This is a genomic window from Bradyrhizobium sp. (assembly GCF_022844465.1).
Lineage (GTDB): Bacteria > Pseudomonadota > Alphaproteobacteria > Rhizobiales > Xanthobacteraceae > Bradyrhizobium.
Map to the genome: position 1 here is coordinate 52,015 of NZ_JALHLP010000017.1, position 21,496 is coordinate 73,510.

The window sequence follows — 21,496 nt, forward strand, 5'->3', positions numbered from 1 at the left end:
GCCTCTTCGTCTATGCCTGATTGATTGCTGCTTCCGCTGACCACGACCCGCTCGGCCGCCAAATTCGTTCTTCCTTCGATCCATCGACCAGCGGCATTAGGAAGACGCGCAGATCGGCGACGGTAACGGCGAAAACATCCGGTGCGGCTGCCATCCGGTCGCGGCCAAGGAAGGCGCGCCATTGAACGGCCCATGCCCCCGCATATTCATCGGTCAGACCAACAGGAATATCGGACGGAAGCACCGTTCCGCGTCGTTCGAAGGTCCGCTGAACGGCCTCGACAAGGCCAGACCGGCGAAGCTTGAACGTTCGGGAGATCACCCAGAGATCATAGAAATCCTTGAGCCGGCTATTGGCCACGCCGAGCGTTACCAGCGCCTCGAATTTCTCAGCTAGCACCGTCTCGACAGGATAGGCTCGAAGATGCGGCGCAGGGGCGTCCAGCAGGGTGGGATAGTCGATCTCGACAGCAGCAGGCGTAATAGCGTCTCCAAAGCCGATGTCGACCTGGATCGAAATACGAGCGCCGGCGATGGTTGCCGTCGTGCGGACACGCACGCCACCATATTTCGCCTCATCGCGGATCGGAGCCGCCGTCAATGCAGCGAAGTCGAACGTCACGCCATCATCGGCAACCGGCTGCGCACAAATGGACCGGAAGGTTTCGGCGATGGCCTCGCAATCGTTGTCGCCGTTGCCGAGCAAATCCAGATCTCGCGTAGGCCGGAACGGGTCGGTGACCCACGTTACCAAGAGCATTGCTCCTTTGAGGATGAAGCGGTCACGATGCGGTGAGACGCTCAGCCGGTAAAGCAGACGTTCGAGCGCATATCGCGTCAGGAGAATCTGAAAATCCGATCTTTCGGCGCGCGCCCGATCAAGGAGCCGAGCTCGCACTGATGCGCCGATGTTGCGGGGCTCACGCGCCATCAGACACCATCGCTTCGACGTAAGGGCGCATGGTCGACCAGACCCGCGCCTTGCGCGCGTAACGCCAGAGCTGGTCCGGATTGCACCGGTGGCGGCGGAGGCCCTCGCGCAGCCCCTCCATTGCAACGTCGAGACCGACCTTGGTACGGTAGCGGAAGCAGTCGACGATTGTCCGCGCGGGATCTGTAATGGGAACGTCGATATTCTCGATGCTGTGACGCTCGACCCCTTCAGTCAGCGCCGACCCAGTGAAGCGCACGAACCGAATCGGTGGGTAGTCGATCTTGGGGCGCCAGGCAGCACGGTCGATCGCCATCCAGACTGCCGACGGCATCTGCAGCGTCAGTTCGTGGTATTGGAGCGCCGAGATCAGACAGATTACCCCCTTGGGAACCAGAACAGCCGCTTCGGCAAGTGCATGGGCAGCCTCAACCTGGGTGTCCGGGAGTTGATAGAGGCCGCGCGCCGGGCGGACGACCGCTTCCTCTCGGACGAGACGGGCGAGCGTTTCGGGTCCAATGCCCTCGGCAACGAATTCCTTCAGCCGGAGCATTCCCCGGGCCTTCAGGAGATCGAGCGCGCGAAGTCGCTGGGTGTCGGTGGACGTCATGATAGGTGACGTTTCCTCTGTTATCTCAAATTATAGCAGAGGTTTTATCACAAAATTGTCAGATCGGAAATCCCCAATTTGCGAGGACCACCTAGTCGCAAAAAAATACGCCCCCGCGCCCCGAGCGGGATCGAAGATGTAACCGCAGCCGCGGTACGCCCGGCGATGCCGGCGATGCACCACGTGGTGCACAATTGGGATCTATTCGCCGGTGCGGCAACTGGCCTACGCTTCAGGCGCCAGGAATCTTGCCAGCGAATTCACCCATGCAGAAGCCACCGCTTGACCCGGATGTCGCCGATGAAGCGCCGAGCGCGCCGATCCTGACCGGCTATGACGAGGAGCATCTGATCACCTATCTCCGTTTGCTCGACGCCGAACGCGACGGCGCCGATTGGAAGGAGGTTGCTAAAATCGTGCTGCACATCGATCCCACGCGAGAACCGGATCGGGCGCGACGCGCCTGGGAAACTCATCTGGCCCGCGCGCGATGGATGACCGAGCACGGTTACCGTCACCTCCTTCGTGGCGGCGCGCCGCCGCACTTAACCGGGCCGCCCTAAAGAATTCCCCAAGCCCGATATCGTCCCCTTCCGGTTGCCTCCCGCAGTCCCAGCTCCGCCACCAGGTCCTGCGCGGCACGTGGCGTGATGCCAAGTTCCTTGGCGATCATGCCGGCCGAGGCGATCGGCCGGGAGAGCATATAGTCGAGCAGCGCCGGCAATTTTGAGGTGGAGCGTCGGCCCGCCAGCTTGCGGGCGAGCAGGGTGCGCTGGTTAAGCCAGCGATCATGATCCTTGAGGCCGGCCGTGGCGGCCGCCGTGATGGCCTCCAATTGAATGATAAGCCGTGCCGCCGGGTCGAGTGGTCGCCGCCGTTCGCGCGGGATGGTCTTCAGCCCGGCATGCAGGCACGCCAGGTGCGTCCGGGTTTTGCCGCGTCCTCGGAGCACGCTAGCTGCGAGCAACTGGCCGAGCCACGGCGTGTGCTGCAGCGGTTCGATCCGGTCCCAGGCCTCAGCCGCGATCGCCGCCGCCAGCGCCGGCGGCAAGCTGCGGGTCTGATCGACGACGCGCTGCCACTCCTCGATCCGGGCGTCTTCATCCCAATCGAGATCGTAGACCAGCGGATCGCGCTCGGACCGGCGGGTGGTCTCGCCGCCGAGCGTTCGGTCCGATTTCGCGATCGCGGCGTCGACTGCGATGAAGGCGGCGGCGAGCCGCGGGTCGGTTTCGATGATGACGAGCGGCTGATCAAGATCCTCGCCGTACGTGTCCTCGGCATCGCTCGCATCGCCGCCGTCTCCCGTCCCTTCCTTCCGGTCGTCGCTTCCCGCTTCCCGGTCGCCCTGCCCTCCCCGTCCGCGCAAGCTTGCAAGACCGGTGACCGACAGCGCCCAGTCCGGCTTGGCCGCGGCGATACGACGCCGGACGCGCATCACGGCCCGAGCCCGGGTCAGCTCGTGGGTCGGGGCGCGGATATCCATGCCGGCGTCGTGGAGAACCAGATCTTCGAGATGGACGAGCTCACCCTCCAGCCACAGACTGGCGCAGGCGTCGGTATAATGGGTGCGCGCGACCCAGCCCTCGCGGACCGGGCTCTTTGCCAGACGCTCGTCGAGGCGCGCCAAGGCATCCTCGGCGGCGGCGAGCGGTGTCGCTTTCACTTCCCGATTTCAACAGCGCAAACGTCATATGTTGTTTAGGTTTAGGGGCTAAAGCGAGCCAAATTTTCCGCTAACGATTGCAGCGACTGCTCGATTTGCCGCACCGACCGCAAACCCGAACAACCGTCTCTTCGCCTTCGCCGCCGTCGGACCAGGCATGGCTGGCGGCGCGCCGCGTCGCGCGCGAACTCGACAGGATTCTCGATGAGGCGGGTCCGCATCGAGCGGCGGTCGATCGGGCGGCCGCCGAACTGCGCCTCTCGACCTGGCAGGTCTATAATCTGCTGGCGCGCTATCGGGTCGACCGGCGGGTGTCGTCGCTGCTGCCACGCACGAACGGCGCGAGGAAGAAGCGGCTTGACCATGAAGTCGAGGAAATCATCGCGGCGACCTTGCAGGCGCAATGGTTGACGCTGGAGGCGCCGCCGCTTGCGCCTGTGGTGGCCGAAATCCGCGCCCGTTGCGAGGAGGCCGGGCTGGCTGCGCCCTCCTATGGCGCTATCGACCGCCGCATCCCGTCGCTGTTCAGCCCGGAGGAAATCGCCAAGAAGCGGTCGGCGAACCCGAAGCATCTGCTGCGGCTCAAACCGAGACCTGGATATATCCGCGCCTCGAAGCCGCTCGAGGTTTGTCAGATCGATCACACGCCCACAGACATCCATTTCGTGGAGGTCGTGGAGGGCGAAGGCGTCTTCGTCGGCAGGGCGTACCTGACCCTCGTCGCGGATGTGGCGACGCGCAGCATACTCGGCTTCTGTCTGACCCTCGAAAAGCCGTCGGCGCTGTCCGTCGCCCTATGCCTCGCGCAGGCGATGTGTCCGAAGGAGGATTGGTTGGCGGCGCGCGGCATCGAGCATCGCTGGCCGATGTTCGGACGGCCGCGGCAGCTCGTCACCGACTCCGCGAAAGAGTTCAAAGGGCGCGCTTTCCAGCGCGGCTGCGAGGACTATGGCATCCGCATTCGCTACCGCGATCGCGGTCGTGTCCATCAGGGCGGGGTGGTCGAACGGCTGCTTGGGAAGCTCAATGCCGTACTCGCGATGCATCCGGGGTCGACCGGTCGATCCGTCGCGGACCGCGATGGCTATCCCGCAGAGCGGCGCGCTCGCCTGAGTTTCGCCGACCTCGAGCGGTGCGTGGCTCTCGCCGTGATCGATCACAATCTGCAGCAGAATGCGAAGACGTTGAAGGCGCCGGCGGCGGAATGGGCGCAATACAGCCGGGATCTTCCCTGTTTCGAGGACGACTCGGCGCGGGTCGTGCTGGCGTTCCTGCCCGGGGCGGAGCGGCGGCTTTCGCCGCAGGGCGTCAGCATGTTCGCGTTGGACTATTATTCGCCGTGGCTGGGCACCCTGGTTCCACGGCGGGATCGTCTGAGTCGGCTCGAGGTGCGATACGACCCGCGCGACGTCAGTCACATCTATGTCCGGGATCCGGAAACGAGAGAGTTTCGGTCCGTCGGCCGACGCGATGGGCGGCTCGCGCCGATGACGCTGTGGGAGCACGAAGGCGACCGCACGCGTCGACGCGCCGCGAACGCGCGATCGGACACGGAGAAGGTGAAGTTTCAGCGCCGGATCGCCGAGATCGTCGGCGGATCGAAGCCGTCGAAGGTCGACCTGCGCGACGCCGTGCGCCGGACTCACGCGGCGGAGGCCGGCAAGCTCTATGAGGCCATGCGCCCGATGGCGTCTGAGGTTCCCGCCGAGCGCCCGGTCCGCGAAAAGCGCCGGCTGCCGGTCGAGGATTGGTGTGATGGCCGACCATCTGCTCGATCATGTTCGCCCGTATCTCGACCGCAGCCTGGAGGATCGGATCGCCTACATCGAGGCGCCGCGATGGATCGGACATCACCTCGCCACGCAGGCGCTCGAGCGGCTGAATGCGTTGCTGTCCCGGTCGTCAAGTTTACGCACGCGCGGTCTGATGCTGGTCGGTCCCTACGCCAACGGCAAGACGATGATCGCCGAACGGTTCGCCGTCGCGCATTTGAAAGCCTGCGAGACGCAGCGGGTGTGGGTGGTCCAGACCCGCGAGGGCGCAGGACTCGCCCATTTCTACGCGAGCATTCTGCGTGCTTTCCGGGCGCCGGCGGGAAACAGCCGGGACGTCGGCCGCAAGGGTGAGCAAGTCGATCATCTGCTCGACGGCCTGAAGCCGAGAATCCTGATTTTCGACGAATTCCACAATGCGCTGCGCGGTCGATCGCGCGACGTGGAGGCGGTGCTGGCGTTCCTGCGTCGGATCGGCCGTCAGTTCGACATTTCGCCGGTTCTGATCGGTGAGGTCGCAGTGTACGATTTCATCAACGCGACCGACGAAATGGCGAGCCGGTTCGAACTGCTCGCCGCGCCGCGATGGCGCTACGATGACGAATTCCTCACGTTGCTCGACAGTCTCGAAAGCGCCCTGCCGCTCGCGCGCCGCTCTGATCTTTCCGACGAGCAACTGGCGCGCGAGATCTTCCGGCTTTCGGAAGGGTTGATCGGCGAGATCGTGGCGGTCGTCACGGCAGCGGCGGTCGCGGCGGCGGGGTCCGGCGCGGAGCGGATCACCCGGGCCTCGATCGACGCGCTGGATTACGTCCCGGTGTCGCGCCGCCGCCGTGCGCGGCTGCGGGAGGGTCTGCTGTGAGCCGCGAGACGGGCTTCGCGATCGAGATCCGCGAACGATACCAGGATGTCGCCGGGGATCGTTGGCCGGCGGCCGTCGACCCGCAACCCGACGAATTGCTGTCGAGCTGGCTCTATCGCCTGGCGGTCGCGAACGGCGTCGCGCCGCGGTCTTTCGCCGGCGTGCTGGGGTTTTGTGGCGGGATGTGGTCGGCCCGCCTCGATCTGCGGCTTCCCGAGGACCTCGCGGCCTGGCTCGGCGCTCGGACGGGCGTTGCGTCCGAGGCGATATCGGCGATGGTGATGTCGGATGGGGCGTTGACGCCGCTTCTGCTGCCCTTGCGCGAGACCGCGCGCCGGAGCCGTTCGACCTGGATCCAGTATTGCGCTTTGTGTCTTGCCAATGATCGCGCTCCCTATTTTCGGCGGTCCTGGCGGCTCGCCTCGCGGATTTCCTGCTTCCGGCATGGCTGCGGCCTGCGGGACCGATGTCCCGCCTGCCGCGGCGGGATAGCGCCATTCGCTCAGACGGACTTGATCCCGCACCAAGTCTGCGCGCGCTGCGGTTTCGACCTGCGCGGCGCGGCCATGATATTCGTCGAGGCGGCAGCGCGGCGGCTGGAGCGGTCGATCGACGACATCTGCAAGGCGGAAATTGCCAAGAGTTCGTCGGCGATCCATGAATGGGTCGCGCTTCTGCTGCGCGCGCCCGCCGTCGCCGGCGTCGGCTCCGGTCGGCCGCTCGCCAACCTGTCGACCTCGGCGCGCATCCGTTGCTTCGAGCGGCTCGCGCAAAGGGCCGACGATGGGCCTGTCGATGCTGTCGCCCGGCGCCGTCGACCAACCCTGGCCGCAGGCGGCCGTGACGGGTTGATCGGGCGTCTCGTGGATTTCGTCGATCAGCACCAGCGATTGCCGCGGTCTGCGCGGGCACAACCGCCTGGCGTCGACCTCGCGGCTTTGCTGGCGGCCTATGGTTGCGCCGTTCGCCGCGGCTCGCGCTCGACGCGTCGCGGCGCCAACGACGGCGCACTCAAGAGTCTGGCGGCCTGATCGAAGACGACGCCCGGCGCGTCGCGGGGTCGTCGGCGCGAAGGGAGCAGGATCCAGCGCGCTCACAAGACGCCCCACGCCCGATACCGTCCCCTTCCTGTCGCCTCACGTAAGGCGAGTTCGGCGACGAGGTTCTGCGCGGCGCGCGGGGTGACGCCGAGCGCCTTGCCGATCATGCCGGCTGAGACCAGCGGCCGTGAGATCACGAACTCGATCAGTTCCGGTAGCCGGGAGGTGGAGCGGCGGCCGTCGAGTTTGCGCAGCAGCACCGTGCGGGCGAGGAGCCAACGGTCGTGCTGCTTGAGGCCCTCCTCCGCCGCCGCGGCGATGGTTTCGAGCTCGGCGACGATGCGCGCACAGGCGTCGCGGCTTCGCCGCCGTTCGCGTGGCACGGCTTTCGCGCCCCCGGCCAGACACGGCAAATGGGCGCGGGCTTTATCGCGGTCGCGCAGCACAGCGGCGGCGAGCAGGCGGCCGAGGCCGGGCGCGCGCTGCAGCGGCTCGATCGCACTCCAGGCCTCGTGGGCGAGCGCAGCGGCGAGAGTCGGCGGCATATCGCGGGTCTCGTCGACGACGGCGCGCCATTGCATGAGGCGCGCGTCCTCGTCCCAGTCGAGGTCGTAGACGAGCGGATCGCGTTCGCCGGCCGACGCGGCGGGGGGCCGCCGTTCGCCGGCGAGGGTTCTGTCGGCCTGGGCAATGGCCGCATCGACCGAGGCGAACAATTCGGCAAACTCGCCGTCCTTGGCGAGCGGCGGCTCGAACGCCGGCTCCGTCTCGTCGCCGTCGTCGTCGGGCTCCGGGTATTCGACCTGGGGATGCCTTGGGTCCGACTCCCCTTCCCTGCCGCGCAGCGCCTCGAGACCGGTGGGCGACAGCGCCCAACCGGGCGCGGCGTCGGCAATGCGCCGGCGCGAGCGCAACACCGTATGGGCGCGCGTGAGTTCGTGGGTGGGCGCGCGGATGTCCATGCCGGCGTCGTGCAGCACAAGGTCTTCGATATGAACGAGCTCACCCTCGAGCCAGAGTGCGGCGACCGCGTCGACGAAGTGGGTTCTGGCGATCCAGCCGTCGCGGATCGGGCTCGTTCGCAACCGCTCGTCGAGACGCGCCAGTGCGTCTTCGGCGCGGGCGAGCGGTCGGGCGAGCTCGGGCCATGACAGCGAATCGGGAAGGCGAGCACTTAAGGTGGGCATCGGGTGGCCGGTTTGGAGAGGCGAGGATCGCTCATGAAGGTCTTTCCGAAGATTCCGAGGACCGGGGTCGAAATGTCAGGTGGATCAAAGCGCTGTTGGAGACCCGCTGAAACCGCAAGCGGAAAAGCATGCGCCGATTTTCCGCTAAGCGTTGCAAATTGAAATCGGTAACGGAAAGCGACATCAGCGCGACAAATGGCCGGCCAGGGCAGCGGATGCGGGATCTGGTAGCCGGAAGGCAAGATCTTGATAACCCTAACAGGAATCTCCGAAACGGAAGCTAACACGACGTTTGCTTCCGTCATAGCGAGGCCATGCACACCACGTGTGTCACTATCGATAACCATCGCTTATCGATAGTTATAGACCACACGGCGCAAATCAGCGATGTCGCTCGGCCGAGATGGCTGGATTGGCTCGAAACCACGCGGTTTTTCGACGTTTCCGACCCAAAATCGCCGGATTCCTTGTCTCAATTGAGCGGACGCCTCGCCTCAGATTGCTGGACTCCCGTCTTGCCGGGCCTCTGGTCGCGCCGCGGGCCCGCCTATAGGCGCCCCCGTACGTCGGTTCGACGACTTCTTTGCGCGCCAGCCGCTGAAATAGGCCCATTTCCCCTCAGAAGCCCACAGGCGGCCATTCTGGCCTCGCCGGTGGCTAGGCCCTCCGAAGCGCCCGATCGGCCTCCATGACTCGCTCAAGCGGTCGATAAAACACGTCTGCAAAGGACCGTTTCCTAATGCCTGCCGATACTGTACAAACCGGCCAAAAGGACCCCGGAAAACACCCCTATGGCCGCACCAAATGCCTCCCCTCCCCGGCCGATCCGCGGTTTGGTCGGCTACGCACGGGTTTCGACCGAGGATCAGGCGACCGACGCCCAAGTCGACGAACTGCACGCCGCCGGGTGCCGGACCATTCACCGGGAGCACGGCTCCGGCGCCTCCCGGGCCCGGCCGGTGCTGGCCCGCCTGATGCGCGAGATCGGCGCCGGCGACGTGCTGGTCGTGGTCCGCCTCGACCGCCTGGCACGCTCGGTCAGCCACCTGCTCTCGGTCATCGAGGACCTTGAGACGCGCGGAGCGCACTTCCGGTCGCTGCGCGACCCGATCGACACCTCGACGCCGCAGGGCATGTTCTCGCTGCAGGTGCTGGGCGCCGTCGCCCAGCTCGAGCGCGCCTTGATCGCGGAGCGGACCAAAGCCGGAATGAAGGCCGCGATGGCGCGGGGCAAGCTGCCGGGCAATCCAGGCCTGCGCGAGCGGCGCCCCGAGGCGATCCGCGCGGCTTCGGCGGCGCGGCAACAGGTCTATATCGGCGACCTGATTGCTTCGGCGTCGACCTGGCTGCCGACGGTGCAGCGGATGCGACCCCAGCACAGCTGGGACGACGTGGTGCGGGTGCTGAACCATCAGGGGCAGAGCTGGACCATCGAGAAGCTCCGCCGCGCCGTGCATCGGCTGGTGCGCGAAAAGATCGCTGCGCCGGAATTGATCAAGCGATCGCCGCGGCGACCCCCGCAGGACCGGCTGATGACGCTGGTCGCCGGCATCGCGATCGCCGATCCGAACCTCAGCCTGCGCGAGATCGCGGCTCAACTGGAGCGGATGCGCGAACGAACCCCGCGCGGTGGCCGACAGTGGGCGGCCTCGTCCGTGAAGGCCTTGCTGGACCAGGCGCGGCGTCTTGGACTGGCGGTGCACGATCCAGCGTCTGGGCCATAAGCCGGCCGAGCAACCGCTGCCGGGCAGCTATCGATTGGCCTTGGATCTGCCTCCAACTCGCGAGGATAGCCTCGGCCATGGCGCGGTATTCGGCCGCGTCGCGCAACTTCCTCCTTCTTGTTGGTGCCGCGGCAACCCGGATCGGTGCTCGACGCGTTGCCGCCTCGCGTGGTGAACCGCCGGTCCATTCGAGCAACCGCTCGATGCTGACCGGCGGCGGCCCGAAATCGCGCCGGGCGTCGGCGAGATCGAGCAGTTGAGCGACCGCGATCAGCGTCGCCATGCGCCACCCCAGCGGGATTGTTGCCAGCGGCTCGTTGCGATCGACCTGGGCTTCCACCGACGGCAGCGGCCGGCCTGTGAGAACGCTGGCAATGAAAGGCGTCAAGCTTCCGCCGCGGCCGTGGGGCGCGGTCCAAAGCAGGCGCGCGACGCGCATCAGGTCGTCGGCGACCGATGATGTGTTGTCGATCGCGTCGCCGAGGCCGCCCGACAAAGCGCTCAGGGTCTCCCGGAAGCGGGAATTGGCAATTGCGGCCGACGCGCGCGGGCTGCGAACCACGCGAGCGCAACGGACACAGACCACGCGCGCATCCTGATCACAGGTCCCAAATCGCCACCCTGTGCTGCTCAGGCAGTGCGGGCACATCTCTGCCAAGACGCGGTCGTGCCGGCTGCATGTTAAGGTCTCGACGAGCGCCCAGGCCCGGCGGATATGATGGTCGCCGCCGGCACCCGCGTCTTCATCGAGACAAGCCACGCAAACCGGCGTCCGAAAGGCTCCTGCCTGGGTCCCCTCCCCCCACACGTAGCAACCTTGAGGTCTCGATCTCCCGGATAGCATAAGTGCGCGGAGGGCTCCGTGGTCGATCCGGCACGCGCTTGCCCACGCGCTGATCTGCGCGGCGTCCGGCGCGAAATCGCGTTCCGCGAACCGTGCCACGCGGCCGCTATCGGGTTTTGCGCCGAGCAGGGCGGCCAGTCCGTCGCTGGAGAGCCCGTATCGGCAAGCGACACGCCCCTGCCACGAAGACAGCAATTCGCCCCCGATCGGTCTGGGCGCAATCGGCAGCACGCGCTGATCTTGGATCATGCCACGCCTCGCCGCTGCAGCCGCGTCTCAACGGTGCGCGTCATCGCGACCAGCGGAAGCACCAGCTCATCGGTGTCAAAGCTGTCCGGATTGATGCATTCCACCCCGGAACGGATCGCCTCGACCGCCACCGTCTCGATCAGGCGGAAGATTCGGACCGTGACCCCACCGGTCAATTCGAGCACGCGCTTGCGGACGGCCGTGGTTTCCAGGGCCGATGGGCGCCGCAGCGGCAGGATTGTCGCCAGGCTCGCCAGCAGCTGCGTCAGATGCCCATCATTGGTCGAGCGCCGAAGCTGCAAGGCTTCGAAGCGCTCCGCCAATTGGGGGTCGGTGAGCAGCGCCTGGCGGGCGAGATCCGTCCCGGCGCAGACCAGCGGCACCCTGAGGTCATTGGCCAGAAACCGGATGACGTTGAGAAAGATCCGCTGCTGTCGGAAGCTGCCGGCGAGCATGGCGTGAATCTCGTCGATGATCAGCATGCGGGCGCCCATGGTGCGCAACAGCCCGCGGCAGATTTCCTTTTGCCGATGCGCCGCGCCGTCAATCGGCCCCGGAGCGCCCAGCGCGGCCAGCAATTCGCTGTAAACGTCACGTTCGACCGGTTCAGCCGGCATCTGCATGGCGACCACTGGCATGCTCGTGACCCCGGTGCCCATGTCGAACCGCGCCGGATGATCGCGCAGGAATTTGCGGATGATCTTGGTCTTGCCCATGCCGGTGTCGCCGTAAAGCAGCAGGCAGGGCATGCGATCGCGTGGCGGATAGGCCAGGAGATCATCGAGCCGCGCGAGCGCCATCCGGGCTTGATCGAGATCCAACCACCGATCCGCCCTGATCCAGGCGATCCGCTCCGCGTCAGCGAGAGCAGCATAACCGCGATAGGCCGGCAGCAAGTGGGCATAGTCGGTCATGACCACTCCTCGACCGCCAGCAGGGTCAGATGCCCCGGCTCAGCTTCAGGGCGGCAGGCGATCGCGGTCGATCCGATGTCCCGCTCCGCGGCAACAAGTGATCGATGGCGCCGTTCGACCTGGCGGCGCGCCGATTTAGTGGCCGATGCGGCACCCTCAAGGAGATTACGCTGCGCCTCGATCGTGTCGAAGATCAACTGTTCGTCGGTGAGCCGCACGCCCCGCTGTTTGAGCGCGGCCAAGGCAAACCGGTGTTCGCCGAGCGTGATCCGTGGTCGCCGCAGATCGGCATACCGGACCGGCCAATGCACCCCATCCGGCCCCTCGACGAAGACGCAGGACAAGTCGCGCGGATCGAATTTGATTCGCAGCCGGCGATCGAGACGTCCCGCCCACGGGCTCAGCACGTCATCCCAGTAGCGCAATCCGAACAGGTGCAGTCCGTCACGGCGGATGCTGCGCTCCTCGAACGGCAGGAAGTCGTACAGGAACTGCTGTTCGTCATGCGGCCACCGGAGCGGCTCCCGCCGGCGGTCAACCGCATCCTGCCATGCAGCACCCGGAGGCAGGTGCAACCCGCGATGGACCTCAATGTGATATCGGCCGACGATCTGAAGAGTGAGCCAACGTTCGAGTTCGTCGAGCGTCATCACGGCGTGATGTTCGGGATCGTAGTCGCCGCGCTCTGCGATCGAGCTGAAGGTCGTACCCGGCAGCATATGGACCGCGCCCATCATGGTGCCGATCATCCGCTCGATATGACCGCCATAGTGCGGCGTCGCCACCGGCCGATGGATCAGCGAAATGCCGTGCTCGGCCGCCCCGCGCGCCAATGCCCGGCCGCGGAATTCTCGCGCGTTGTCGACATGGACGACGTCCGGCAGGCCCGACACGGGCCAATCGGTCCCGATGCCGCGGGCTGCGAGCCAAGCCGGCTTCGGCATCACGGCATGATGCATCGCCAGGGCGACCGACGCCGACGACGGCGCTTCCAGGCTGAGATAGAACCCGGCCACCATCCGGCTCGCCACGTCGATCGCGAGCGTCAGCCACGGGCGCTGGATCGGCCGGCGATGCACGGCATCGACCACGAAGATATCGACGAGGGTGTGATCGATCTGGACGATATGGAGCGCGTGATCGGCCCGGTATTCCTGCACGACAGGTTTGAGGCGGTCGCGTACTGTCTTGCCGCCTTCGCGCCCGCTGACAAGTCGGTGGCGATCGATCTGGTCGACCCGCGCACGAACGGCTTTCCAGGACGGGATCGCCAGCCCGCGCGCCCGGCACAGGTGCCGGACATGGTCATGGAGCACGCTGACGGATACCTTCTGGCGGGTCAGATATTTGTCACGGATCGCCTCCTCGATGACAGCTTCCAGTTCATCGGAAAGGCGTCGAGACCTCTTTTTGGGGCCAGGCGTCGCCGATGCCAGTGAACTCGTCACCGGCGCGATCCGGTACCGCTCAACCAGCGCGTAGAGCCGGCTTCGACGCAGCCCCAGAATGCGACAGGCTGTCGCGACATCAACCGGCGACAATCGAGTCACGCGCGCCAGCGGCCTGATGATCGCCTCGCGCGCAACCGCGTCCTGCCACTTGGCGTCGTCGATATCGAGCTTGTCTCGATTGCGCCGCACGTCGCCGTCCTTGCACTCGCCCGAATCCAGCGAATTAGGGTAAGATTCCAGCGAACTCGGCTGAATCCGCCGAATCAGGGTGAGCCGAAAGTGTTAAAAATCAATCAAATGCAATCCAGTGGAAAAAGCCGTGCGACAAGCGATTCTGGCCGTCCGGGCGCACGCGAGAACTCATCCCGTGGCAGTCCTCCCCTCCTCCGGGAGCAACAGTGCCCTCCCCTTCCGGTCGATTTTTGGCACCGGCAATTCGCGCCGGGTGGGATCTTGGTCAGGAATCGTCGAACAGGCTGTCGCGAAACGCCTTGTCCGCCGGTCGTCCCCTGGTGGCATCGTTGCGCGCCCGAAGTTTTCGGGCGAAGTCGAGCCCAACATCGACCACGGACATCCCAGCCTGGTCGAGCTCGGCATCGAGATGTTCGAACCCGGGCTCCATCTCGCTGGCTTCGACTGCGGCGATCTCCGCCTCGCTCAGATCCTCGGCGCGAAGGGCGCGGCGATTGCTAGCGGCCATCTGGTTCTGGTCGGCTGGTCCGCTGGCTTCGGGCATTGGGGGAACCGTTTGCTTGTCGGTTTCGGCCATGACGCGCCTCTCCTTTCGGTCGCCGATAATAGCAGCGCTCCGGCAGCAGGTGAACCGCGCCATTTCTGCACGCAACCGTATTGAAAATCGCCTTGTTGTCGCTTATAGTCACAGTAGTCATTCTAGTCACAGGAGCACGCCGTGACCGCATCCCAAAAGTCCCCCGCGCATGGGTCGGGCCATTGGACCGTGGCCGGCGCCAAGGCGCGGCTGTCCGAGGTGATCGAGCGCGCCCAGACCGATCCCCAGATCATTACCCGCCACGGCAAGCCCAGCGTCGTCATCGTCTCGGCCGAGGAATGGGCGCGCAAAACCGTGCGCAAAGGCACGCTCGCCGAATTCCTGATGGCCTCGCCGTTGCGCGACGCCGATCTCGATCTCGAGCGGGTCCGCGATCAGCCGCGCGACATCGATCTATGAACGTCCTGCTCGACACCAACGTGCTCTCGGAGGTTCGCCGGCCGGCGCCCGACCCGAAGGTGCTCGCTTGGCTCGATGCGCTCGACGAGGACCGCGCCTTCATCAGCGTGGCGTCGATCGCCGAGCTCCGGCGCGGCATCGCGCTGATGGACGACGGCCGGCGTCGGGACGCGCTGACCGCCTGGCTCGCCGAGGATCTCCCGGCGCGCTTCGCCGGGCGGATCGTGCCGATTGATCCCGCGATCGCCGAACGCTGGGGCGATCTGATGGCGCAAGCCCGCCAGAGCGGCTTTGCGCTCTCGGTCATGGATGGGTTTTTCGCGGCCACAGCGCTTGATCGTGAGTTCGTGCTCGCGACCCGCAACACCAAGGACTTTGCGCCCCTCGGCGTGCCGTTGTTCAACCCCTGGACCGATGAAGGAGTCTCGGGATGACCACCCCTGCCCGCCTCCCGGACGCCGCCTCGCTCGAAACCGTCCTGGCCGGGCTCGATCCGGCCTCAGCAGATATGGACCTGGTCCCAGCCCTCACCGCCGGCTTCCCGGGCTTTGAATTCCGCATCGCGCAGATTGATGACGATTACTGGCGCGATACCCGATCGGTGCTTCGACCCGACGGCACGCGGCTTGGCGAATTGCGGCCATGGATGATGGCCGAACTGGCCAAGGAAAATGGCGATGTGACGGCGGTCTGGCAGCGCCTGAAGGAGACCGATCTCCAGATCACCGAGTGGCGCGGCACGAGCGCCTTTGTGTCGGCGCCGACCGGGCCGGGCGCGGCCGACTACGTTCAGATCGCGCTCGGTCGCGAAATCGAGTGGCGCGCCGGTCCGATCGTCAACCCGGACTATCGACCCTGGGGCGAGAACGAGCTGCTCGATCCGAGCTGGCCTCGCACCGATCAGCTCCCTGACTTGGATCGCCTCGCCGGCCCTGTCTATCGCCTGCTCGGCCGTGCCGGCGGTGCCGTGGTCCACGTCCGCAGTTTTCTCGACCGCTGCGACCGCATCGAGCGCGGCAAGCGGGAGGCCAAGCGCCCCGAGCTTGAGCGGCGTGTCATTCGCGAGACCGGGCCGGGCGGAACGCGCGAGACGCCGTTCCTGGAGGCGGTCCCGGACTATTTCGAGTTTGTGCCGAGAGAGCTGCGGTTCTTTCAGGACTGGGAGGAATCGAGCGCCAGGTCGCAGCGCGTCTTTGCCCACTGGGCACTCGATATCCGGGATTACACCCACAAGGGCGAGCGCGAGGTCGGCTTCATTCCCCGGCCGTTGCGGCCGCCGAAAGAACGTCTGCTCATGACGCCAGATGCCTCGGTCCATTTGCTGATGGACCGCATCGAGGCGGTGGACCGCGAGATCGGCTTGCCCTTCGGCTGGTTTTTCCTGATGACCCACGGCCACTGGGTCGATCCCGATGTCGGCCTGGCGATCGCGCAAGGCCTGAAGGCCCAGCGCGTGCGGCTTCCCGACCCGGACGCCGGCGTGCTGCTGCGTTGGGCGGATCGCACTTACGGTTTCTGACGGAGCGCCGCCGATGGACGACATCACCTCCCGCGCGCTGGTCTCCGACCCCGAAACCCGGCGGGCTCTGCAGCTCGACGCGCTGTCGGCGATCCTGCCGATGGAGCGGCGCGACCGGCTCGCCGAACTCCTTACCGACGACGACGTCGCGACGCTCAAGCACCTCGCTCAGGAAGGCATGGGCGAGAACTCGCTGCGGGCGCTGGCGTCGGACCTTGCCTACCTCGAAGCCTGGGCCCAGGCCGCGATCGGCGCCGCGTTGCCCTGGCCGGCCTCGGAGAGTTTGGTGTTGAAATTTGTGGCGCACCATCTGTGGGATCCGGCGAAGCGCGAGACCGATCCCCAGCACGGCATGCCGTCCGATGTGGCGGCCGCGCTACGCGAAAGCGAGATGCTGCGCAGCACCGGCCCGCATGCGCCTTCGACGGTCAGGCGGCTTGCAAGCTGGGGGACTTTGCATCGGTGGAAAGGGCAGGAGGGTCCGTTCGCCTCGCCGAGCCTGCGCTCGGCGCTCCGGCTGGCCGTGCGAGCCGGCACGCGACCGCGGCAGCGCAAGAGCAAGCGGGCGGTGACCCGGGACGTGCTCGACCGTCTGCTCGCTACCTGCCGGTCCGACCGGCTAGCCGATACCCGCGATCTGGCCATCCTGCTGCTCGCGTTCGCCTCCGGCGGACGCCGGCGCAGCGAGGTGGCTCGGCTTCGGGTTGAGCAGATCAGCGACGAGCCCGCCGTGCCTCTCGATCCTAAAAACCCTCAATCGCCGACCTTGGCGTGCATGTCGATCCAACTCGGCCGAACCAAGGCGGGTATGGCGGACGAGGCGCGCAGGGTCCTCCTGGTTGGTCCACCGGTCGAGGCGCTGCGCGAATGGCTCGAACGCGCTGACATCAGCAAGGGTCCGATCTTCCGCGCCATCGACCGTTGGGAAGCGATCGAGGAGCGGGCGCTGACGCCGCAGTCGATCAATTTGATCGTGAAGCGGCGCTGCGCGCTGGCGGGCTTGGAGGCGAGGGAGTTTTCCGCCCACGGCTTGAGATCCGGGTATCTGACGGAGGCGGCGCAACGCGGAGTGTCCTTACCGGAGGCTATGCAGCAATCCCAGCATCGATCCGTGCAACAGGCGGCCAGTTATTACAACGAAGCCGATCGACGACTTGGTCAAGCTGCACGGCTGGGCGTATGAACAGCCACGGCCCGAGGCCGAACGTAAATTCGGCGAGTTTGGTGGCGGTGTAAAAAAGGTAGATTGGACGTCGATTGGGGACGCGATTCGGCCCATTCGAGGAGAGTTGACCGCGGTCAACTTTCTCCTGGTCGGGGGTGATCAGCCTTCGCGCGCGGGCCGAAACCTGTTCAGCGATACACCAGGCGCACGGTGGATCTCCGTGGAGTTGACCGCGGTCAACTTTTCCGGGAGGGACCCAGTGCGACCGTTAAGGACTCGTTAACCCTTTAATTGTTGCGCGATCGCCCAGAATCGGGCGTACTAGCCACGCTTTGCGCACGCCCTGCATCCGAAATTCGTAACTACGCGAGAAAGCCGTGGCTCTAAACGACCAACACGCGATGGCGCCAATCCCGTCGGCCGCGCCCCCAACGATCCACGAAACGATCGCGGCCGATGCGCGCGAACTCTCCGCGAAGCTTCATGCCCATCGTATGAAGCTGTTCCCGCCAAAAGCCCGCAAAAACCTACGCCGGTTCACATCCGGCGAAGTCGCTAAACTCGTCGGTATCAATGACGGCTATCTCCGGCAATTGTCGCTGGAGGGAAGGGGCCCCGAACCTGATACCAGTCCATCGGGTCGACGGTCGTACACATTCGAAGACATTCAGAGCCTTCGGGCTTATCTCGACGAATCCGGCAAGGGCGTGCGACGATACCGACCGCATCGCGTCGCAGGCGAACAGTTGCAAGTAATCGGCGTCGTTAATTTCAAGGGTGGATCAGGCAAGACCACCACCGCCGCGCATCTCGCTCAACATCTCACGCTGCAGGGATATCGGGTGCTTGCGGTCGATCTCGATCCACAGGCCTCGCTCTCGGCGCTGCACGGCTATCAGCCAGAGTTTGACGTCGAGGAAAATGGAACCCTCTACGGCGCCATCCGCTATGACAGCGAGCGTCGTGAGCTGGACGAGATCATTCGACAGACTTACTTTTCGGGGCTCGACATCGTCCCCGGCAATATCGAACTGATGGAATTCGAACACGAGACCCCGAAAGCGTTAGCTATGCGCCAGTCGGGTGATCCGCTGTTCTTCGCCCGCGTTGCCCGTGCCCTCGCCACTGTCCAGGACCGTTACGACGTCGTCGTGATCGACTGTCCGCCCCAACTTGGATTTCTCACGCTCTCCGCGCTCTGCGCGGCAACCGCGATCCTGATCCCGGTGCATCCGCAAATGCTCGACGTCATGTCGATGTGCCAATTCCTCATCATGACATCCGACCTCCTCGCCGTCGTCGCCAAGGCAGGCGGCAACATGAATTACGATTGGATGCGATATCTGGTCACGCGCTACGAGCCCGGTGATGGACCGCAGGCTCAAATGGTCGGCTTCATGCGCTCGCTGTTCGGCGATCGCATGGTCACAAATATGATGCTCAAAAGCACGGCGATCTCCGACGCCGGCATCACGAAGCAAACACTCTATGAGGTCAACCGCGATCAGTTCACACGCGCTACCTACGACCGCGCAATGGAATCGCTGGACAGCGTCAATGGCGAAATTCAAAGCCTCATCCAAGCCGCATGGGGGAGGACCTAATGGGTCGCAAAAACCTGCTTGCTGACCTCTTGGACGACAAGTTGACCGCGGTCAACGAACAGCCGTCAGGTGAGTCCAGCGACAATCGGAGACCTTCCCAACCAACACTGGGATCGCGCGGTGCAGTCGGCGCCATGAGCCGCTCGCTCGAGATGCTGTCCGCGGAGCGCGATGCAGCCAAGGCCCTGACCGAACAACTCTCCACCGGTCAAGCCGTCGTTGAAATTGATCCAGGATTGATCGACGCCTCGATCGTTCCGGATCGCATGACGGGCGTCGACGAGAAGCACCCCGCTCTCGTCGAATCCATCCGCGCAAATGGACAATTGGTTCCAGTCCTCCTGCGCCCGCATCCGACCAGTCCAGGACGGTTTCAGATCGCCTATGGCCATCGTCGCGTCCGTGCACTTGCCGAACTTGGCCATCCCGCGCGGGCGGTAGTCCGTGACCTCAGCGACGAAGACCTGGTGGTGGCACAAGGCAAAGAGAATGGCGAGCGTGAGGATCTGTCCTTCATTGAGCGGGCAACCTACGCTGCCGCACTTGAGGATCGCGGATTCAAGCGTGAGATCATCATGGCGGCGCTCAGTGTCGACAAGACAGAACTCTCGCGCCTCATCACCGTCGCGCGGGCCCTGCCACGGAGCTTGGTCGATGCAATCGGGCCAGCGCCGAAGACCGGCCGCCGGCGCTGGATGGAGCTGGCAGCGCGGATGGTGGGTCGCCACGACCAAAAGGCATTGGCTGACAGTGTGGCTAGTGATCGCTTCGTGCGTGCTACTTCCGATGAACGGTTCGCGATCGCATTCGCCGCGCTCGCGCCTCGCAAGCCCAAAGCTCCACGGCCGACGACTTGGACCGATGACGACGGAAAGAAAATTGTGAAGATTGAACGTCGCGCAGATCACGTCACGCTCGCGCTCGATGAAAAGGCCGCGCCGGCGTTTGGAGACTTTGTGATTTCGCGGCTGCCAGAACTCTACCGCGCTTTTCGCGAGGGACGTACCGATGAATAACATCGCGCGTCTCGCCGCTTTGGATATGGCGCCGTCCGGACCTCTCATGGTCGGGCGCCGCGATGCGTACCCGCGTTTCCGTCCTCTAACCGTAGGAGCATAGCGGAAAAAGAAAAGGCCCCCGAAACGTCTCCGTCCGAAAGCCTTCTCTCGTCATGTTTGGCGACTGACAGAGAATCACTTTCGCGAATCGCAGTCAAGTGTCTTTAGCGACGGCGCCGTTTTGGCGAGCAGATTTTCTTTGCCCGCATGAGGCAAAGACATGCAGTCACACTCTCCAACGACGCCCTTTGGGCGGCGATCGCTGACGCTTGCCCATGTGGCAAGCCAAATCGGGGCCTCGGCGCGACCGCCCGAAAAGGTCGTGCATAAATGGAATATCTTCCACGCCATCTGTACGGCGCGGCCGCGCCTCGGGGTGTCCGAGCGCTCGCTTTCCGTATTGAACGCACTTCTGACCTTCCATCCGGAGACGGCCCTGACTGGGGAGGACGACCTGATCGTCTTTCCGTCCAACGACAAGCTGACGTTGCGCGCGCACGGCATGCCTGCTTCGACATTGCGCCGGCATCTCGCCGTCCTGGTCGACGCCGGCTTGATCATTCGGCGCGATAGTCCAAACGGCAAGCGCTACGCGCGGAAAGGCCGCGCCGGCGACATCGAGCTTGCCTTTGGCTTCGATCTGTCACCGCTCGTCGTGCGTTCAGAAGAGTTCGAGCACCTGGCGGCCGACATCGAAGCAGAGGCGCGCGCGCTCAAACTGGTGCGTGAACGCATCACGCTTTGCCGGCGCGATATCGCCAAGATGATTGCCACCGGCATCGAGGAAGGCGTCCCGACGCGCAGGGGAGGGCAGGGGCCGATCGACTGGCAGGAAGTCCACGCCGCCTTCAGGGCAATGCTAGCCCAGATTCCGAGGACGGCCACGCGGGAGCAGCTTGAGCCGATCGCTGACGAGCTGTCGCAACTTGCGGACGACGTACTCAATATTCTGGAAACACATATTAAATCCACGAATCCGAGCGCCAATGAGTCCCAGTCTGAGCGCCACATACAGAATTCAAATACAGACGCCCCTATTGATCTTGAACCTAGCCTCCAAAAAGGCAGGGCGGCGGGAGCTGAGCCAAAACTTCAACCATCGCGAGTCGCGGAAGGTTCGTATCCGTTGGGAATGGTGCTGAGTGCATGCCCAGACATCGTCGATTATGCGAAGGGCGGGATTTCGAACTGGCGCGATTTCCTGGCCACCGCGGGCGTTGTGAGATCGATGCTGGGGATCAGTCCGAGCGCGTGGGAGGCGGCGCAAACCGTCCTGGGCGAAACGCAAGCGGCGGTCGTCGTCGCATGCATCCTGCAGCGTGGCACCGCGATCAGATCCGCTGGCGGCTACTTGCGCGGGCTGACCCGGAAAGCGGAGGTCGGGGAATTTTCCCTTGGGCCAATCCTGATGTCGCAGATCAATTCTCGGCTTCACGAAAAGCGACGGGCTTGAGCGATGTGAAGATGGGCGCTGTGGCAGGTTCCGGCTTGAGCGGGCGAAGCGAGGTTGTTTGGCGCATTCCAGGCGACGTTGCCGACCTCACGGGGGCCGGGTGAATGCGATGATCACAAGTCTTCCCCGTCTCCAGCCGTCGCTTCGGTTGCACGGCTTAGATACCGACGGCCGTCGGCGCCCGTCTCAACACTGGAGAAGGATCCCTTGCCGGATTCATCCAGAAACAGGGTCGGAGCGGGATTTCTTGCGCTCGCG

Annotated in this window: 19 protein-coding genes and 2 pseudogenes; 12 read left to right on the forward strand and 9 right to left on the reverse strand. The window is 64.9% G+C overall.

The window, feature by feature from the left end:
* Window positions 1-10: 10 nt before the first annotated feature.
* Both Q0D31_RS20280 and Q0D31_RS20285 read right to left on the reverse strand, forming a co-directional pair.
* Window positions 11-931 (reverse strand): nucleotidyl transferase AbiEii/AbiGii toxin family protein, encoded by a 921-nt coding sequence (locus Q0D31_RS20280; protein WP_291855084.1) that lies wholly within the window; start codon window positions 929-931, stop codon window positions 11-13.
* Entirely contained in the window at window positions 921-1,541 is a 621-nt protein-coding gene (locus tag Q0D31_RS20285; protein WP_291855086.1) for a type IV toxin-antitoxin system AbiEi family antitoxin domain-containing protein, read from the reverse strand. The genes Q0D31_RS20280 and Q0D31_RS20285 overlap by 11 nt, the downstream gene beginning before the upstream one ends.
* Window positions 1,542-1,807: 266 nt before the next feature.
* Between Q0D31_RS20285 and Q0D31_RS20290 the strand changes: the two genes are divergently transcribed.
* Window positions 1,808-2,104, forward strand: a complete 297-nt coding sequence (locus Q0D31_RS20290) for a DUF2285 domain-containing protein (protein WP_291855088.1) — start codon at window positions 1,808-1,810, stop codon at window positions 2,102-2,104.
* Here the strand turns inward: Q0D31_RS20290 and Q0D31_RS20295 are convergent.
* The gene (locus tag Q0D31_RS20295; RefSeq protein ID WP_291855090.1) at window positions 2,101-3,207 is read right to left on the reverse strand and encodes an RHE_PE00001 family protein; all 1,107 of its coding nucleotides are present in this window, start codon (window positions 3,205-3,207) and stop codon (window positions 2,101-2,103) included. The two genes, Q0D31_RS20290 and Q0D31_RS20295, sit on opposite strands and share 4 nt — an antisense overlap.
* Before the next feature lie 95 nt (window positions 3,208-3,302).
* On the opposite strand from Q0D31_RS20295, the pseudogene Q0D31_RS20300 reads away from it, so the two are divergent.
* The 3 genes and pseudogenes from Q0D31_RS20300 to Q0D31_RS20310 form a co-directional block, all read left to right on the forward strand.
* A pseudogene (locus Q0D31_RS20300) lies at window positions 3,303-4,958 on the forward strand (transposase family protein); the annotation flags it as partial.
* Between the two features lie 4 nt (window positions 4,959-4,962).
* Window positions 4,963-5,841, forward strand: a complete 879-nt coding sequence (locus Q0D31_RS20305) for a TniB family NTP-binding protein (RefSeq protein ID WP_291855092.1) — start codon at window positions 4,963-4,965, stop codon at window positions 5,839-5,841.
* Window positions 5,838-6,872 (forward strand): TniQ family protein, encoded by a 1,035-nt coding sequence (locus tag Q0D31_RS20310; protein WP_291855095.1) that lies wholly within the window; start codon window positions 5,838-5,840, stop codon window positions 6,870-6,872. Before Q0D31_RS20305 ends, Q0D31_RS20310 begins: the two co-directional genes overlap by 4 nt.
* A 62-nt stretch (window positions 6,873-6,934) precedes the next feature.
* Here the strand turns inward: Q0D31_RS20310 and Q0D31_RS20315 are convergent, their stop codons facing one another.
* Complete coding sequence (locus Q0D31_RS20315; RefSeq protein WP_291855098.1) at window positions 6,935-8,068, reverse strand: RHE_PE00001 family protein; 1,134 nt, start codon at window positions 8,066-8,068, stop codon at window positions 6,935-6,937.
* Complete coding sequence (locus tag Q0D31_RS20320; protein WP_291855101.1) at window positions 8,056-8,415, reverse strand: hypothetical protein; 360 nt, start codon at window positions 8,413-8,415, stop codon at window positions 8,056-8,058. The genes Q0D31_RS20315 and Q0D31_RS20320 overlap by 13 nt, the downstream gene beginning before the upstream one ends.
* Window positions 8,416-8,859: 444 nt before the next feature.
* On the opposite strand from Q0D31_RS20320, the gene Q0D31_RS20325 reads away from it, so the two are divergent.
* Window positions 8,860-9,792 carry a recombinase family protein gene (locus Q0D31_RS20325; protein ID WP_291855104.1) on the forward strand — a complete coding sequence of 311 codons (933 nt, stop codon included), beginning with the start codon at window positions 8,860-8,862 and terminating at the stop codon, window positions 9,790-9,792.
* Window positions 9,793-10,459: 667 nt separating this feature from the next.
* Here Q0D31_RS20325 and Q0D31_RS24015 read toward each other — a convergent pair.
* From Q0D31_RS24015 to Q0D31_RS20340, 4 genes and pseudogenes are all read right to left on the reverse strand, one after another.
* Window positions 10,460-10,885, reverse strand: a pseudogene (locus Q0D31_RS24015) (TniQ family protein); the annotation flags it as partial.
* Complete coding sequence (locus Q0D31_RS20330; RefSeq protein WP_291855107.1) at window positions 10,882-11,799, reverse strand: TniB family NTP-binding protein; 918 nt, start codon at window positions 11,797-11,799, stop codon at window positions 10,882-10,884. The gene Q0D31_RS20330 and the pseudogene Q0D31_RS24015, both read right to left, overlap by 4 nt.
* Window positions 11,796-13,439, reverse strand: coding sequence for a Mu transposase C-terminal domain-containing protein (locus Q0D31_RS20335; RefSeq protein WP_291855110.1), 1,644 nt, complete (start codon window positions 13,437-13,439; stop codon window positions 11,796-11,798). The genes Q0D31_RS20330 and Q0D31_RS20335 overlap by 4 nt, the downstream gene beginning before the upstream one ends.
* Before the next feature lie 268 nt (window positions 13,440-13,707).
* Window positions 13,708-14,019 carry a prevent-host-death protein gene (locus tag Q0D31_RS20340; protein ID WP_291855113.1) on the reverse strand — a complete coding sequence of 104 codons (312 nt, stop codon included), beginning with the start codon at window positions 14,017-14,019 and terminating at the stop codon, window positions 13,708-13,710.
* A 141-nt stretch (window positions 14,020-14,160) separates the two neighbouring features.
* Between Q0D31_RS20340 and Q0D31_RS20345 the strand changes: the two genes are divergently transcribed.
* The 7 genes from Q0D31_RS20345 to repC all read left to right on the forward strand — a co-directional run bounded on the left by Q0D31_RS20345 (window position 14,161) and on the right by repC (window position 21,238).
* Window positions 14,161-14,439, forward strand: a complete 279-nt coding sequence (locus Q0D31_RS20345; protein WP_291855116.1) for a type II toxin-antitoxin system Phd/YefM family antitoxin — start codon at window positions 14,161-14,163, stop codon at window positions 14,437-14,439.
* On the forward strand, window positions 14,436-14,873 hold the full coding sequence (locus Q0D31_RS20350; RefSeq protein ID WP_291855119.1) for a type II toxin-antitoxin system VapC family toxin: 438 nt from the start codon (window positions 14,436-14,438) through the stop codon (window positions 14,871-14,873). Before Q0D31_RS20345 ends, Q0D31_RS20350 begins: the two co-directional genes overlap by 4 nt.
* A complete protein-coding gene (locus Q0D31_RS20355; protein ID WP_291855122.1) occupies window positions 14,870-15,958 on the forward strand; it encodes a hypothetical protein in 1,089 nt (362 codons plus the stop codon). The genes Q0D31_RS20350 and Q0D31_RS20355 overlap by 4 nt, the downstream gene beginning before the upstream one ends.
* A 13-nt stretch (window positions 15,959-15,971) precedes the next feature.
* Complete coding sequence (locus Q0D31_RS20360; protein ID WP_291855125.1) at window positions 15,972-17,141, forward strand: site-specific integrase; 1,170 nt, start codon at window positions 15,972-15,974, stop codon at window positions 17,139-17,141.
* 383 nt (window positions 17,142-17,524) lie between these two features.
* The gene (gene repA / locus Q0D31_RS20365) at window positions 17,525-18,727 is read left to right on the forward strand and encodes a plasmid partitioning protein RepA (RefSeq protein ID WP_291855173.1); all 1,203 of its coding nucleotides are present in this window, start codon (window positions 17,525-17,527) and stop codon (window positions 18,725-18,727) included.
* Window positions 18,727-19,743 carry a plasmid partitioning protein RepB gene (gene repB, locus Q0D31_RS20370; protein WP_291855128.1) on the forward strand — a complete coding sequence of 339 codons (1,017 nt, stop codon included), beginning with the start codon at window positions 18,727-18,729 and terminating at the stop codon, window positions 19,741-19,743. The genes repA and repB overlap by 1 nt, the downstream gene beginning before the upstream one ends.
* 262 nt (window positions 19,744-20,005) lie before the next feature.
* Window positions 20,006-21,238: a plasmid replication protein RepC gene (gene repC, locus Q0D31_RS20375; protein WP_291855131.1), complete on the forward strand. Its 1,233-nt coding sequence runs from the start codon at window positions 20,006-20,008 to the stop codon at window positions 21,236-21,238.
* Window positions 21,239-21,496 lie beyond the last annotated feature (258 nt).